Here is a 15150-nt window from a genome sequence, read left to right on the forward strand (position 1 = left end):
GTTGCGGGGTTGCTTCGGGAAGCCTGAAGCAGTGCAAGGGTCTGTGGCGCAGCTGGTAGCGCACCTGCATGGCATGCAGGGGGTCGGGAGTTCGAGTCTCCCCAGATCCACCAAAAACCCCCGGGAGACCGGGGGTTTTTCCGTTGGAGCACTCGATCGGCGGCGCGGCGAAAACCGCAAGACCCCGCGATCCGGTCCGCACCTCCAAGTTGCTCCCAGGGAGTACAAATCGTTCCTAGACTTTCGTCGGATCGCGTCGATGGGCCCGGCAGATGTACGTAGCGTGACCATCATCAACGCAATTACGACCGAATTGACCTCCGTGCGCATCGACCTCTGCGAGCGCTCGCCCGGCACGCTGCTCAACGAACGCGAAGTCGCTGCCGCGCTGCACGTCAGCGTCAAAACGCTGCAGAACTGGCGCCAGCACGGGCGCGGCCCCCGCTAGCTCCGCCTCGTCAACCACGCCCGCTACAAGGCCGGCGACGTCGTCCAGTGGCTGGAGGCGCGCAATGGGTAGACTGGCGAGTAGCGCCTTTTGGTAGCGCGAGTCCACGCAGTTGGTAGCGCGATTCTGGGAACGCGGTAGCGCTGGGGCTGGCGCGGTGCTCTGCTGGGAAACGGCGACACAGGGGTGTCGTCGTTTCTCGTTTGGAAGGCGGAGTTCATGGCGGACTATCGAAGGATTCTGGTGCTGCTGCTGGAGCGGCGCAGCTACCGGGAGGTCGTGGAGATCGCGGGGTGCTCGCATCGCGACGTGGCGCGGGTCAAGCAAGCGATCGCGGAGCGCGGGGTTGTCTCGGCTGCGGCGGTGAGCGACGCCGATCTCGGGGAGTGGTTCCCGGACGGCCGCAGGCGGCTGGCAGACGAGTACGAGCAGCCGGATCTTGCACGCGTGCTGGCGTCGATGAAGCAGAACCGGCACTTCACGCTGCTGCAGGCATGGCGACGGTATGCCGACGCGTCCGCGACGGGCGCGAAGAAGAAGTATGGGTACTCGCAGTTCTGCGCCTTGTTCGCCGGCTACGTGCGCACCAATGATCTGGTCGCGACGCTGCATCACGAGCCGGGCCGGGCGATGCTGGTGGATTGGGCCGGTGACACGATCGATCTGGTCGACGCCGTCAGCGGCGCGATCACCAGGGCGGTGCTGTTCGTGGCGGTGCTGCCGTTCTCGGGGGCGTTGTTCTGCCGCGCCTACGCCGATATGAAGAGCGAGGCGTGGCTGGACGCTCACGTGCGCGCGTTCGCCCACTTTCAGGGTGTCGCGCAGATCGTCGTGCCCGATAACCCGACGACCTCGACGCACCAGCGTCACAAGGGCGACGCGGAGCGGATCGTGAACGCGAGGTATCAGCAGCTCGCCGACCATTACGAGACCGCGATCGTGCCCGCCAGAGCGAAACGTCCCCGCGACAAGGCGGCTGCCGAAAGCGCGGTGAACGTGGTGAACAAGCGCGTCATCGGCTACCTCGAAGAGGATGTCTTCACGACCCTGTCGGAGCTGAACGAGGCGATCGATGAGCGGGTGCGGGAGATCAACCACGACATCCGCCGCGCGGACGACACGACCAGATGGGAGCGGTTCGAGGCTGAGGAAGCCCACCTGCTGGGGCCGCTGCCGGATGCCGCGTTCGAGGAGGTGGCGTGGAAGGAGCTGAAGGCCGGACGCAACTACCACGTCACCGCCGATTCCCAGCGGTACTCCGTCCCCTACGCGCTGGCCGGGCAGCTGCTGCGGGTGCGGCTCACCTCGACGCGGGTAACGGTGTTCGACGGGCACGAGATCGTCTGCGAACACCGGCGGCTGACGGGCCGGAAGGGCCAGTACTCGACCTTGCCCGAGCATGTCCCGCCGCAGCACCGCAACATCGACGGGCTCTGGTCCAGGCGCTGGTTCACCGACCGGGCGCGGAGCTTCGGCCCGGCGACCGTGCAGGTGATCGAGCAGGTCCTCGACCGGAATGCGATCGAGGCGCAGGGCTACCTGGACTGTCAGAACATTCTGGGCGGACTCGGCAAGCGCAACCGTGAACGGCTGGAGGCAGCCTGTCAGGAACTGGTGAACCGCAGCGGACACGCCACCTACACGACACTCAAGCGGCTCATGGCCGGCATCGACAGCGACGCCAAGAAGCCACGGCCGGTGATCCCGGCCGCCTCGACAAGGAAACGGGCCGGCGGGGTGAGGTTCGGGCCGGACGTGTTCGTGCGCGACGCCTCCCACTACGCCACCGGCGAGGAGGCAAGCCGATGACGTTCACGAGCATCGACTACGACAAATTCCGCGCGCTGCGGGTCACGCACGTCGCGACCCGGCTCGCCGAACTCATCCAGGACGAGACGAACGACGAGCTCACTCCGGAACAGCTGTTCCTCACCGCCGTCGATGACGCGCTCGAGCAGCGGCGCGCACACAAGGTCGAGAAGCTGATCCGGCAGGCCGGGTTCCCGATCCCGGACGCCTCGATCGCCGAGATCGACTATCGGGAAGGGCGCGGCATCACCCCGGTGCGGATGCGACGCTACGCCAAACACGACTGGCGGGCAGACCCCATGAACCTGCTCATCGTCTCACCCACCGGCGGCGGGAAGACCTACCTCGCATGCGCGCTGGGCATCACCGCCTGCCAGAACGGGCACGCGGTCCTCTACGCCCGGATGGACGAGCTCGCACGCCGGCTCGTCATCGCCCGCACCGACGGCATCGCGCACCGCAAGCTGTTGCACGAGCTATCGGAGACGGACCTGCTGATCATCGATGACTTCCTCACCGTCGGCATCGACAGCGACGCCGCCAGCGACCTGTTCGCCGTCCTGGCGAACCGAGAACACCGGCTCCCCACGATGATCGCCTCGCAGACAGGACCGGCGCACTGGGTTGCCGAACTCCCTGACCGGGTCGCCGCCGACTCCATCGTGAACCGGCTCGCCAACCGCGCCAGAACGATCAACCTCGGCGAGATCGACATGCGAAGACTCCGTCAGGAACGCGCCCGCGCGAGCGACGACTACTGGGAGTAACAGCAGGCGGCCCGGTCACCACCGACCGGGCCGCTACCAGCTCCCCAGAACGCCGCTACCAACCACGTGGACCCACGCTACCGAGAAGGGCTACGCGCCATAGACCACGAATCCCACTCGGCTCGTGGGGAGCGATCCGCTGCGACCGACTGACGGACGGCCGCTACAAGGCACGAGGAACCTTCTGCGAACTCTCCGGGCAGAAGGCGGATCACAGCGCGTTCGCCGAGTCGCCCTCCGCGGCCGAAGAGCTTCTGCGCGCGAGAGCCGCGATTCGCTTCATCGACGGGAGCTGGACCTGACCGAACGGCGAGCGGGGCCTCCTTTCCGATGCGATCGTGCAGCGACTCACTGGCGAGCGCGTCGGCGACATCCACGGGAGCGGGATAGACCACCCGCACGACCACGCCGACTTCCGCCGCTGCATGCTGCTGCTCGAGCGGGTCGATATTACGCGTCTCACCGTCCCGCAGATGCGCGGCGTCTCGCCTGTGGGCGGCGTTGGTCGGCCACTGGGATGGACTCGTGACGCAATTGCGCCGCGAACTGACGCGCCGTGCGAGCGGCATCGTGCGTCATCAGGACCAGACGCCGAAGTGGCCGGGCAACGGGAAGGTCGTCTCGCGACGTTCGCCGTCATGCCCGTCCCACTCGATTCCGATCACCGGTGCGGTCTCGCCAAAGAATCCCGGATCAAGTACGACGAAAGTCACGGGCTCCATCGTTGCGAACGTCCCTGGCCACTCGGTGTCGCCGACTAAGCGCAGCGATGTGGTCATGCTCGCGTTGAAGACGCGGACGTTCTCCGCGATCGCGCTCGAGGTCTTCACAAGGGCGAGCCGAAAGGCGCCGGTCGGGCCGTGGCGCGCTACTCGGCTGACGATCCAGTTCGGGTCTTCGGAAGCACGTGCAGGAATCTCGAGCAACGTCTCGGGCCTCTCACTGTCGTCTGCCCCGTCGGCCTTGCGCTCGCGCCAGTCGCGCACTTCACCCATCGCGACGTCGAGACCGGCCTTCGCGGTCTGCATGAGCCAGGTAAGGGTCTGAGGGTCCATGTCCACGATGCTCAACCTAGCCGCAACGAGCGGGACTGCGCGGTGAGCGCGATGCCGAAGTACGCGCTCACCTACGTGGCCTATTGGCCCGACGTGTACGGCCCCGGACAGGGCGTGCTCAAGATCGCCCGGGCGTGGAAGTTCACCGGGTGAAGATGATGGTCCGCACTTGGGCGCAGATCCTGATCCTCGCCCGCAGCACTGTCCCTCTTCGGAGGTGGCGGGCCGCTCTTCGTCGTTGTGGCAGCTGCAGTCTTAGGCTCGTGGCATGACCGATTCGCCTGTGGCCGCCATCGATCCGACGTTGCTCGCGCTCCTGTCGATCTTCGGCGGTGCTGCGCTCACTGGTTTGGCTGGCTGGATCGGGGCGACGATTCAGCAGCGGCGCGAGCATGCCCGGTGGGTTCGAGAGCGGCGGTTTGAGGCGTTCCGCAAGTGGCTGAACCTGACCAAGGCGACTGTGATGCTCGAGAGCGAGCAGATGCGATCGGTCGCTGGCGCACAGCCGGTGGGCAGGGGCGCGGCCGATCGAATGTCAGCGCAGGTCGAGTCCGTGCGGACCGCTCTGCCTGAAGCGATGAGTGATGTCGAGATGGTGGGGCCCAACGCTGTCGTCGCAGCAATGAGTGCGTACACGCGACTGATGAAGCGCCCGCCGGACGACAAGGATCGTGAGGATGCGTGGGTCGATGTCCTGCGTGAGGTACGGGCTGCGCTGAGCATCAAGTGAGCGGTCACCGCCCGGCGCAGTGGAGTGCTGGCCGCGCGGCCCGTCCTTTCTCGTGTGCCGCGGGTGGCGGCTTCTGCGCCGGCATCTGCAGCGGGCTGCTTCCTGTCCCCGTCACCAAGCAGAGCACGTCCCACTCGACGGGGCAGAGGGTCATGGCGTGAGCGTAGGTGCGGGCGCTGACGTCACAGGTCCGGCGGCTACGCTCACCACCCGCTGATGCTCGGCAGTTCATCGCCTCCCTTGGCCGCTCATGCTTCGCCAGCGACACCGATTTCGCCCAACCGCATCCACGGCAGCCGTCCTCCTGCAGCACCGCGCGGCACTCCGGGCAGACGTCGACGCCGACCTGGCTGAACGGGTCGTCCTGGTCGATTGGATCGAACAGGCAGGGTACGCCTCAAGCCCGAGAGGCGTGCCTGCCTGGCCGCGCCGCCCGGCCCGGCTCGTGCGGTTCCGGCGGCGGCCTCCGCGGCGGCACCTGCAGCTTCGGCCACTGTCCGCCAGGACAGATAGCATGGCCCGTGGCTTGCTCGTAGGGCGCCAGGCACGCGGTGTGCGTGTCGTCGAGGTTGCGCCAGTATCCGAGCAGCTTTCGGCTCGCTCGATCCCGGTTCGCGGTAACTGCCCGGTAGTACGGCTCGCGCTTCGCGCCCAGCCACACCAGCCCGATTACCGCCAGGGGCGAACCGTCGAGCAGGTGGAGCACATCCCACTCGATCGGTCTCGTCGTCACGCGCCGAACCTATGTCGACCCCGTGACACGCGCCGCGCGGCGAGTTCTGCGCGCGGGGCCGCTCGCCAGAGTCGTGCCAAACCCCGGGCGCGTTGGTCGGCGCCGATACGGTGAGGAACGCGCCCCAGCATCAACCGACGCACGCCCTCAGCGTGGAGGAGAACCGAACATGCCGCCGACCACCAAAGAAACCCAGCGCGCCGAACTGCACAAGACCATCCGGCGCATCGCCAACGACCTGCGAGGCAGCGTCGACGGATGACACGCCTCAGCCAGTTCTTCGAGCGGTTCTTTGGACTCGGATCAAACGGAGTTGATCTCTAGTGCTACGTCGTTTCGTGTCCATCGAGGGGTGCGGGAATTGGCAGGACTACAAGTGGGGGTCAGCGCTCCCAGATTTCGGACGTATCAACGTCATCTACGGCGCGAATGGCACTGGCAAGACATCGCTTGCATCAGCACTAGAACAGCTCACCCACGGTGGAGATGCCTTTCGGCGGGTATCGATTGACGTCGAAGCCAACGGTGTTCGTTCGCAAACCAGCAATCAAGATCACGCAATCTTCGGTCGGCTGTTCGTATTCAATGAGCACTTTGTCGCCCGCTCGCACCGATTGACGAGTGACGATGCAGACATGCCGGCGGTCCTGACGGTCGGCGAACGTCCTGTCGAAGCCGAACGCCGACTTGAAGAACTTCGTCCGCAACTTGATGCGGAGTCTGAGAAACACGTTGCGGCCATCGCCAAGGGCAAGAAGATCGCGGGCCAAATCACCCGCGAACATCAGAACGTCTCTGAATTTGTAGTTGGCGCAGTGAGTGCCGCTGGTGGCAGGTACGCCTCGAAGAGCCACTTCTCATCTGGCACTGTCAGGAGCGCCTTTGCCGGATCGCATGCCGATTGGGGGGAACTAGACGAAGCAACATTGCGTTCGCAGGAGAAGTTCGTGCAAGCGGGAAACCGCGATCCCGTCCAAATACCGGAACTCTCTATTTCAGTTCCAGATGACCTCGCACGAAGAGTTGAGATCGCGCTCCGGAAGTCGCCTGTGGCAGTCGCGCTCGACACATTGGTCGCTCGGCCAGATGCAACTTCTTGGGTCGAAGCCGGAGCGGACTTGCACGTGCATGCTGATACGTGTCTCTTCTGCAGCGGACCGCTCACGGCGGAGCGCAGAGCGGAGATCGAAAAGCACTTTTCCGATGAGGTAGCCGTCCTCCAGCAAGACTTGGATGCCCTTGCTAAGGAACTCGATGCCTTGGACGCAGACGTCACGTTGAGCCTCAACCGCGTCGTAGCGCGAGCTTTACTCTTCGATGACTTGCGCCCGTCACAGGACAAAGCACGTATCGAGTTCGAAGCCGCGGCGCGCGGATTGAACGACTGGACCGGCAAGGTTCGCGAACGCATCGACGCGAAGCGGGCCAATGTCTTGGAGGTTGACGACGCCGAGGTGACGCAGGCTGTAAGCGTCCCGGGCGCCGCGCTGGAGACGGTGAGTCGCGAGCACAACCAGCGAGTAGAGGGCCATGCCGAGCTTGTCACTGCTGCGGCGCAACAGGTTGAGCGACACTATCTCAAGAAGGCCGAAGCTGCCGTACAGGCTCTCGTAGATGAATCTGAGACCGTGTCGGCAGACGCGCTTCGCCTCGCCGGCGAGGTCTCCAGCCTGAGAGAGAAGGTCGCGGAGTTCGAAGCTGTCGACGGTGATCCGTCGCCTTCAGCGAAGGTGCTCACTGAGCGAGTCGCGCGACTGCTCGGTCGCAACGAGCTCAAGTTCGAGTCGTACGAAGACCGATACCGGGTTACGAGACTGGGCAAACCTGCGCATGGCCTAAGCGTCGGCGAGCGTACAGCGATCACGCTAGTCCACTTCCTGGAATCTGTGGCTCGCTTCGATAACTCTGCAGGCAAGGCGATCGTGGTTATCGATGATCCCGTATCGAGCCTCGACAGCGACATATTCATGGGGGTTTCCACTTCCATCTGGACCGAGACGGTTTCGAAAGAGCATGTGGCGCAACTGTTCCTACTGACGCACAACTTCGAACTCTTTCGGCAATGGGACATCCAGCTTGGAGGTCTGCCAGACGCTCTCAAGAAGCAAATACCGAGTCGGTTGTATGAGATCAAGTCTCAGCACCGGGTGCATTCCGGAGTTCCACGACGGGAGCCGGTCTTGGTCGGTTGGCCGCCTTCCGAGAAGGCCCGGAAGAAGGTGCGCTCGACCTACCACCACGCGTTCATCGCGGTTAGCGAGATTAAGCAGAAGCTTCAGGAAGATGACAGTCTTGAAAATCGGCTTGACGCCCAGCTCCTCTTTCCAAACGTCATTCGACGCTTGCTAGAGACGTTCATGGCGTTCAAGCGGCCGGGTAGCGCCGCGAATTTCAACGGCGCAATGCAGGACGCGGCGTCGCTCCTGAGTAAGTCCGGATACGCCGGCGACCCTGATGCACTCCGTCAACGGCTGACTCGATATACGCATGCCTATTCGCACAGCGACACGCCTCACACCGAGCTAACGGTCAGCCCGGACGAGGTGAAGACAGCGATTGGCGCCGTGTTCACATTCATGAGGCACGTCGACGAGGAGCACTTCGACGGACTGTGCGCCATCCTGGAGCTCGATCCGTTGGACCTAGTAGATCACGACCCGGCGCCACTGCCCGAGCAACTATAGCCTCGTGCTCTTAGTTCGCTCGGTCACGCTGCGGAGGACACGATCAGAAGGTCGCGCTGGCCTCCGCGAGTTGCTCTTGAAGGACGCTGACGATCTCCGGCTTGACGGCTGGGTGCACTCGGTGCTGGACTCCACCTTGAAGCTCATGGAGCAGCTCGGTGACCGACTCGGCATGCCGGAAGCAGCCACGTGCAGCGAAGTAGGCGGGCAGCCGGTGGATTCTGCGAGCGGACATCGGGGGTCAGCGAACACGACCGTGGCTGTCGCGGAAGACGCCAGCTCGGCTCCTCAGCCCAGGTTGTACCGTCCTGGCGGTGAAGCCGAGCCGCTCACCGACTCGAGCTAGTGACTGTCCAGATTCGTACAGCTGGACCGCCTCGTCAGCCTGTTGCTCGCTCATCGACCTGGGTCGACGCTCGACACCAGCCTTGTTGAGCTGGACGATGACTCGGTCCTTCGACAGTCCTGCCTGCTCGGTGATGTCCTTGACTCGCGCTCCCGCTCGGTAGGCGTCGACCAGCTTCTGCCGTTGCCGTTCGGTGATCTTGCGAGTGCGACTGACAGGGAGGGCGGACGCTCCGGGCGCGGCTCTGACCCCTGTGCTTTTGCTACAATCTCAAGTAGTTGACGGTTGGTCATTTCTGTCTTGCAGTAGGCATTTAGGAGCACCACCAAACCCCCGGGAGACCTGGAGTTTTCGCGTGCGCCGAGTTCCTTGAACAGGATGCTGACGCGTCGCGCAACGCTGCTTCTCGCCGTCAATCGCCGTTCTTCTTGGCGTGGCGCACTTGTAGGCCACCCGCGGGCCGCGGCTCGACTATGAAGAGCTCCGTCGCACGCACCAGGTCTGAGAACTTCACGTAGCCCCAGTTGCGGGGGTCGAAATCGGGCTGCTGCTTGCGCATCAGCTGGCCGACCGAAGAGAGGTTCGCCGAGCCCTCCTCGCCTGTTCGCGCGGACACCTGTCATACAGGTATCGATTCACCTGCGGCACCCCTCCAGGTCGCCCGCAGGACACGTGCCGTTCAACAAGTTCGAGCACGCTCAGCGGGTGCCCGAAACCTCCCCGCATCGCCGTCGCCAGCGGCGCCGTGATGCGCTGGTGTTCCTCGCCTTCGCGGGGCCCAACCTGCTGCTCATCTCGGTCTTCATCTACTTCCCGCTGCTGAGCAACGCCTACTACTCGACGCTCAACTGGCGCATGGGCTCGACCAGCGCCACGAGCGCCGGCATCGACAACTACGTGCGACTGTTCACCTCGCCGCAGGGCGCCGAGATGTGGCGGGTGACGATCACCTTCACGGTCGTGACCGTGCTCGCATCCATGGTCCTGGGACTGCTCGTCGCCCTCGCGCTCAACCACCGCATCCCCGGCATCACCGCCGGTCGCACCGCGATCTTCTCGCCCTACGTGCTCTCGGGCGTCGGCGTCGGCATGGTGTGGAACTTCATCTTCGACCCGCAGCTCGGCGTGCTCGGCCACGTGCTCCGCTCGTTCGGCGCGAGCTCGCCCGAGTGGTACCTCGACCCCGACCTCGCGCTCGTGATGGTGATCGTCGTCTACGTCTGGAAGAACCTCGGCTTCTGCGCCGTCGTCTTCCTCGCCGGCCTGCAGTCGATCCCCAGCGACCTGATCGAGGCCGCCCGCATCGACCGGGCAGGTGCCCTGCGCCGCTTCTTCAGGCTCACGCTGCCGCTGCTCTCGCCCACCGTCTTCTTCCTGACGGTCACGAACATCCTCAGCTCGATGCAGGCGTTCGACATCCTCAAGATCATGACGCCGTCGGGCAACGGCACGAACACGATCGTGTTCGAGCTGTTCCTGCAGGGCTTCGGGCCCTACCAGAACGCCGGCTATGCGGCCGCGATCTCGGTGGTGCTGTTCGTCGTGCTGTTCGCGATCACCGCCTTCCAGATGCGATTCGTCGAGAAGCGGGTGCACTACGCATGAGCGCCACCAATCTCAGCCACTGGCGGCAGGCCTTCTCGCGCCGCAACATCGTCGCGACCGTGCTCGGCGGCTACCTGCCGATCCTCATCGCGATGGCCGTCATCGTGCTGCCGCTGGCATGGATGGCCATCGCCTCCTTCAAGCCGGCGCCCGAGATCATCACCACCCAGCCGGTGCTGTGGCCGCAGGATCCGACCCTCGACAACTACGCCCACGTCGCCGACACCGTGCCGCTGCTGACCGTGCTCGGCAACAGCCTGATCGTCACGATCGTCGGCTCAGTGATCAAGGTCGTGCTCGCCATCACGACCGCCTACGCGCTCGTCTTCATCGACTTCCGGTTCAAGAACGCCGTCTTCCTCGCGATCCTGGTCGCGCTGATGGTGCCGCCGGAGGCCGCGCTGCTGCCGAACTACCTGACCATCTCGTCGCTCGGCGGGCGCAACACCCTGTGGGGCATCATCCTGCCCGGGCTCGGCACCGCCTTCGGCACCTTCCTGCTGCGGCAGCAGTTCAAGACGCTGCCGAAGGACCTGCTCGAGGCGGCGCAGCTCGACGGCGCCGGCCACCTCAAGCGCCTCTGGCGCATCGTCGCTCCCGTCTCGGCGCCCACCATCGCGACCGTCGCGCTCGTGACGATCGTGGGGGAGTGGAACAGCTTCATGTGGCCGCTCATCATCACCGACTCGGTGCAGAACATGACCCTGCCGGTGGGCCTCAACCTGCTGCAGTCGATCGAGGGCCAGACCGGCAGCTACGGCTACCTGATGGCCGGCGCCGTGCTCGTCATCCTGCCGGTGCTGATCGTCTTCGCCGCCCTGCAGCGCTTCATCGTCAGCGGCCTCACCCAGGGCGCCGTCAAGTAGCCCCCAGAACTCACCTCCGAACCACCCACCCACCCTTACCGAGGAGCATCATGAACCACCGCATCCGCTCGACGCGCGCGAAGCGCGTCACCACCACCGTCGCGGCGCTCGGCGTCGCAGCGCTCGGCCTCACCGCGTGCGGCCCGGCCGTCGGCGCCACCGACCCCTCGGCCGATGCCGCCGCCGCCACCGACTGGACCTCGGTCGAGCCGGCGGAGTCGATCAGCTTCTGGACCAACCACCCGGGCGGCTCGCAGGAGATCGAGCAGCAGCTCATCGACAGCTTCACCGAGGAGACCGGCATCGAGGTCGAGGTCGTCACCGCCGGCGCGAACTACGAGGAGATCTCGCAGCGCTACCAGACCGCGCAGACCTCTGGCGACGTCGGCGACCTCGTCGTGATGTCGGACGCCACCTGGTTCACCAACTACGTCAACGGCTCGCTGCTGCCGCTCGACGACGTCTTCGCCGCAGCCGGTGGCGACGCCTCGACCTACAACACGACGCTGTTCGACGACTACCTCTACGAGGGCAGCCACTTCGCCGTGCCGTACTCGCGCTCGACGACGATCTTCTACTACAACAAGGACGACTACGCGGCCGCCGGCCTCGACGCTGCGCCCACCACCTGGGACGAGGTGCAGGCGAACTCGCAGGCGCTCGTCGAGGCGGGCGTCACCGACACCGCCTTCAGCTTCCCGCCCGCCGAGGACTACCCGGCCTGGATGATGAACAACCTCGTCTGGGGCTACGGCGGCGGCTGGTCCGACGAGTGGGACGCCAGTGCGATGACGAGCGACGAGACCGTGCAGGCCGTGCAGTTCGCACAGGACGCCGTGCTCGACGGCTGGGCCAACGTCTCCAGCGGCTCGCCCGCCGATGACTTCGCCGCGGGCGCGACGAGCCAGTTCATCGGCTCGACCGGCTCGCTCGGCGGCGTCACCGAGACCGCAGGCTTCGAGGTCGGCGTCGCGTTCCTCCCCGGCGGCCCCGTCGAGACCGAGCTCGTCGTGCCCACCGGCGGTGCCGGCATCGCCATCTCGGCCTCCTCGACCCCCGAGGAGCAGCTCGCGGCAGCCATGCTCGCCGACCACCTGACGAGCGCCGAGAACACCGTCGCCTTCTCTGCCGAGACGGGCTACATGCCGGTGCGCTCCGACGCCGACGCCAGCGAGCTCTACGCCGCGAACCCGAACTTCGAGGTCGCCGTGAACCAGCTCGAGACCCGCACGCGCACGCAGGACTTCATGCGCGTGTTCCTGCCCGGCGGCGACCTCACCCTCGCCACCGGCCTGCAGCGCATCCTCACCACCGACGCCGACGTGGCGGAGTCGCTCGCCGAGATGCAGGCCGAGCTCGAGGGCCTGTACGAGAACGACCTGGCCCCGCAGCTCGAGGGCTGACACCACCCCTTCCGAAGGACACCACCACCATGGTCAACGTCTCGCTGCATGACGTCACGCTCACCTACCCCGGGGCCCAGAGGCCGTCGATCGACGCGATCGACCTCGAGATCGAGCACGGAGAGCTGCTCGTGCTCGTCGGCCCCTCCGGGTGCGGCAAGTCGACGACGCTGCGCGCGCTCGCCGGGCTCGAGTTCCCCGAGTCGGGCAGCATCGCGTTCGGCGACCGCGACGTCACCGGCGTCGACGGCAGCGAGCGAGACGTTGCCATGGTGTTCCAGAGCTATGCGCTCTACCCGCACATGACGGTGGCCGGCAACATCGAGTTCTCGCTGAAGAACGCGAAGGTGCCGGCCGCCGAGCGGCAGCGGCTGATCGCCGAGGCCGCCGAGCTGCTCGAACTCACCGAGCTGCTCGACCGCAAGCCGCGCGAGCTCTCGGGCGGCCAGCGTCAGCGCGTCGCGATGGGGCGCGCGATCGTGCGCCGCCCATCCGTCTTCCTCATGGACGAGCCGCTGTCGAACCTCGACGCGAAGCTGCGCGTGCAGACCCGCGGGCAGATCGCCGCGCTGCAGCGCACGCTCGACGTCACCACCGTCTACGTCACGCACGACCAGACCGAGGCGATGACGATGGGCGACCGCGTCGTGGTCATGAACAAGGGCCGCATCGAGCAGGTCGGCACTCCGCGCGAGCTCTACGACGAGCCCGAGACGCTGTTCGTCGCGAGCTTCATCGGCTCACCGCAGATGAACCTCGTCGAAGGCGAGTGGTCGGATGCGCGGGGCGCGCAGGTGGGCGACCTCACCCTGCCGTTCCGGCCGGCCGCCAGCCACTCGGGCAGCGCGCTCACGTACGGCATCCGGCCCGAGGACCTCACGGTCGTCGCCGAGCCGGGGGATGACGCCGCGCTGGTGCGCATGACGGTCGACCTCGTGGAGGAGCTCGGCTCGGACACCTACGTCTACGGCAGCGGCCACGGCGCGCGCTGGACCGCGCGACTGCCGAAGGGCGCGAAGCCCGCGATCGGCGACCAGCTCGCGTTCGCCGTCGGGCTGGGGAGCGTCATCGCTTTCGACCCGACGACGGGGCACCGCATCCACGCTGCGGGCTGACGCGGCGCGACGCCGACGCTATGGCGCGAGCGTCGCCTGGACCTCGGCCATACCGCGGTCTGGGTGGTCGATTCCCAGGGGCATGGTGCTGCGGTGGTGACCCCACACATCCGCGTAGCATCGTGAGGGCAGCGGGAATCCGACGAAGGAGATGGCGCATGGGCGCACGTGACAACCCGGTCGAGGCGGCGCAGGCGCTGCTGGCCGCCATCGGCGCGAGCCGCAGTCCGTTCGAGTGGCGACGCCGTCAGCCGACGTTGCTGCACAAGCAGAGGCAGCCGCAGCGCTTCACCGTGCGCGTCGATCTCACGGGTGCGCAGCCGCCCATCTGGCGGCGCCTGCAGCTCTCGAGCCACATGCCGCTCGACCGCCTGCACACGGTGCTGCAGGTCGCGATGGGCTGGAGCGACTCCCACCTGCACCACTTCGTGATGGGCCCGGGCGCGCTCGACCGGGACGTCGAGCCGTTCCTCACGCCGTTTGACGTCGACGAGGGCGAGACCGGCACGCTCGAGGCTGACGTGCGGCTCGAGCAGGTGCTCGCGACGGCGGGGGATCGGCTGCACTACGAGTACGACTTCGGCGACGGCTGGCAGCACACGATCAAGCTCGAGCGGGCCGAGCCGTGGGTCGACGGAGCCCCGGATGCGGTGTGCGTGACTGGCAAGCGCGCCTGCCCACCGGAGGACTGCGGCGGCATCGGCGGGTACGCGCAGCTGCTCGACGTGCTCGCGGGGCGGCCTGTCGACATCGACGCCGATTGGGCGGAGGAGCTGCGCCGCTGGGCGCCCGAGGGCTTCGACCCCGAGCACTTCGACATCGACGAGGCCAACGAGATGCTCGCGAGCGGACCGCTGCCGGCGCTCGACACCGTGCACCCGTACATTCCGGAGCTGCTGCTGAAGGCGGGGGGCTCGCAGCTGAGCGATGTCGCGGCGCTGGTGACGGATGCGCTGCACGAGCCCGTGCACCTGTCACCCGGGCAGATGCAGGGGGCTGTCGACCGCTACAGACTGCTGCTCGAGCTCGTCGGCGACGGGTTGCCGCTCACCGCGGCCGGTTGGCTGCCGCCGACGGTCGTGTCCACGCTGTGGGATGCGCTCGGACTCGAGGGCCAGTGGATCGGGAAGGGCAACCGCGAGGACCAGACGCGTCCGGTCGCAGCGCTGCGCGCCTCAGCGACGCAGCTCGGGCTGCTGCGCAAAGCGAAGGGCCGGCTGCTGCCGACGGCGGCAGCGCGCGCGGTGGCAGGCGATCCCGCGGCACTGTGGAACCACATTCGCAGCCGCGTGCCGCTCGGCAAGCCGCACGAGCGCGATGCCGGGGCGCTGCTGCTGCTGCGGTCGGCTCTGCTCGACACTGAGATGCCAGCGCCCGACAGCGGAGCGCTGCTGGCCGACTTGGGATGGAGGCTGACCGGCGGCAGCCTGGACGATGCCGCGCACATCTGGGCGTGGCCTACCCGCGACGTGCTCGACCAGCTCAGCGGGCAGTTCGCCGATGCCGGGTGGCGGGCGACCGTGGCACGCGCGCTGCTGACGCGCTGACCGGCGCTTCACGCTGCGCGGCGGGCGACCGGCGCCGCGCGA

Annotated in this window: 12 protein-coding genes and 1 tRNA gene; 11 read left to right on the plus strand and 2 right to left on the minus strand. The window is 66.4% G+C overall.

Annotation, left to right across the window (positions count from 1 at the left end; genetic code table 11):
* The first annotated feature begins 37 nt into the window (after positions 1–37).
* The 4 genes from J1M46_RS03425 to J1M46_RS03440 all read left to right on the plus strand — a co-directional run bounded on the left by J1M46_RS03425 (position 38) and on the right by J1M46_RS03440 (position 3024).
* Positions 38–113, plus strand: a tRNA-Ala gene (locus J1M46_RS03425).
* A gap of 170 nt (positions 114–283) precedes the next feature.
* Positions 284–448 carry a hypothetical protein gene (locus J1M46_RS03430; RefSeq protein ID WP_206446537.1) on the plus strand — a complete coding sequence of 55 codons (165 nt, stop codon included), beginning with the start codon at positions 284–286 and terminating at the stop codon, positions 446–448.
* A 243-nt stretch (positions 449–691) separates the two neighbouring features.
* Entirely contained in the window at positions 692–2257 is a 1566-nt protein-coding gene (gene istA / locus J1M46_RS03435; RefSeq protein WP_342384255.1) for an IS21 family transposase, read from the plus strand.
* Positions 2254–3024, plus strand: coding sequence for an ATP-binding protein (locus J1M46_RS03440; RefSeq protein ID WP_206446539.1), 771 nt, complete (start codon positions 2254–2256; stop codon positions 3022–3024). Before istA ends, J1M46_RS03440 begins: the two co-directional genes overlap by 4 nt.
* A 578-nt stretch (positions 3025–3602) precedes the next feature.
* On the opposite strand, the gene J1M46_RS03445 is transcribed toward J1M46_RS03440, so the two are convergent.
* The gene (locus tag J1M46_RS03445) at positions 3603–4085 is read right to left on the minus strand and encodes a hypothetical protein (protein WP_206446540.1); all 483 of its coding nucleotides are present in this window, start codon (positions 4083–4085) and stop codon (positions 3603–3605) included.
* Between the two features lie 262 nt (positions 4086–4347).
* Here J1M46_RS03445 and J1M46_RS03450 point away from each other — a divergent pair, with 262 nt between their 5' ends.
* Together J1M46_RS03450 and J1M46_RS03455 are read left to right on the plus strand one after the other, a co-directional pair.
* A complete protein-coding gene (locus J1M46_RS03450; protein WP_206446541.1) occupies positions 4348–4809 on the plus strand; it encodes a hypothetical protein in 462 nt (153 codons plus the stop codon).
* A 1071-nt stretch (positions 4810–5880) separates the two neighbouring features.
* A complete protein-coding gene (locus J1M46_RS03455; protein WP_206446542.1) occupies positions 5881–8226 on the plus strand; it encodes an AAA family ATPase in 2346 nt (781 codons plus the stop codon).
* A 758-nt stretch (positions 8227–8984) separates the two neighbouring features.
* On the opposite strand, the gene J1M46_RS03460 is transcribed toward J1M46_RS03455, so the two are convergent.
* Complete coding sequence (locus J1M46_RS03460) at positions 8985–9188, minus strand: OST-HTH/LOTUS domain-containing protein (protein ID WP_206446543.1); 204 nt, start codon at positions 9186–9188, stop codon at positions 8985–8987.
* Positions 9189–9277: 89 nt separating this feature from the next.
* Between J1M46_RS03460 and J1M46_RS03465 the strand changes: the two genes are divergently transcribed.
* The 5 genes from J1M46_RS03465 to J1M46_RS03485 all read left to right on the plus strand — a co-directional run bounded on the left by J1M46_RS03465 (position 9278) and on the right by J1M46_RS03485 (position 15108).
* A complete protein-coding gene (locus tag J1M46_RS03465) occupies positions 9278–10177 on the plus strand; it encodes a carbohydrate ABC transporter permease (RefSeq protein WP_342384256.1) in 900 nt (299 codons plus the stop codon).
* Positions 10174–11043 carry a carbohydrate ABC transporter permease gene (locus J1M46_RS03470; protein ID WP_206446545.1) on the plus strand — a complete coding sequence of 290 codons (870 nt, stop codon included), beginning with the start codon at positions 10174–10176 and terminating at the stop codon, positions 11041–11043. The genes J1M46_RS03465 and J1M46_RS03470 overlap by 4 nt, the downstream gene beginning before the upstream one ends.
* Positions 11044–11093: 50 nt before the next feature.
* Positions 11094–12446: an ABC transporter substrate-binding protein gene (locus tag J1M46_RS03475; RefSeq protein ID WP_206446546.1), complete on the plus strand. Its 1353-nt coding sequence runs from the start codon at positions 11094–11096 to the stop codon at positions 12444–12446.
* Between the two features lie 29 nt (positions 12447–12475).
* Positions 12476–13561, plus strand: coding sequence for an ABC transporter ATP-binding protein (locus J1M46_RS03480; protein ID WP_206446547.1), 1086 nt, complete (start codon positions 12476–12478; stop codon positions 13559–13561).
* A 158-nt stretch (positions 13562–13719) separates the two neighbouring features.
* A complete protein-coding gene (locus J1M46_RS03485) occupies positions 13720–15108 on the plus strand; it encodes a plasmid pRiA4b ORF-3 family protein (RefSeq protein WP_206446548.1) in 1389 nt (462 codons plus the stop codon).
* The last annotated feature ends 42 nt before the right edge of the window (positions 15109–15150 follow it).

The organism is Agrococcus sp. KRD186 (assembly GCF_017168255.1).
In the GTDB taxonomy this organism is placed as follows: Bacteria; Actinomycetota; Actinomycetes; order Actinomycetales; family Microbacteriaceae; genus Agrococcus.

Excerpts from the sequence above, each read along its gene's own strand:
- J1M46_RS03440 (WP_206446539.1), top strand. The coding sequence starts at position 2,254 with ATGACGTTCACGAGCATCGACTACGACAAATTCCGCGCGCTGCGGGTC.
- J1M46_RS03450 (WP_206446541.1), top strand. The coding sequence starts at position 4,348 with ATGACCGATTCGCCTGTGGCCGCCATCGATCCGACGTTGCTCGCGCTC.
- J1M46_RS03470 (WP_206446545.1), top strand. The coding sequence starts at position 10,174 with ATGAGCGCCACCAATCTCAGCCACTGGCGGCAGGCCTTCTCGCGCCGC.
- J1M46_RS03475 (WP_206446546.1), top strand. The coding sequence starts at position 11,094 with ATGAACCACCGCATCCGCTCGACGCGCGCGAAGCGCGTCACCACCACC.
- J1M46_RS03480 (WP_206446547.1), top strand. The coding sequence starts at position 12,476 with ATGGTCAACGTCTCGCTGCATGACGTCACGCTCACCTACCCCGGGGCC.
- J1M46_RS03485 (WP_206446548.1), top strand. The coding sequence starts at position 13,720 with ATGGGCGCACGTGACAACCCGGTCGAGGCGGCGCAGGCGCTGCTGGCC.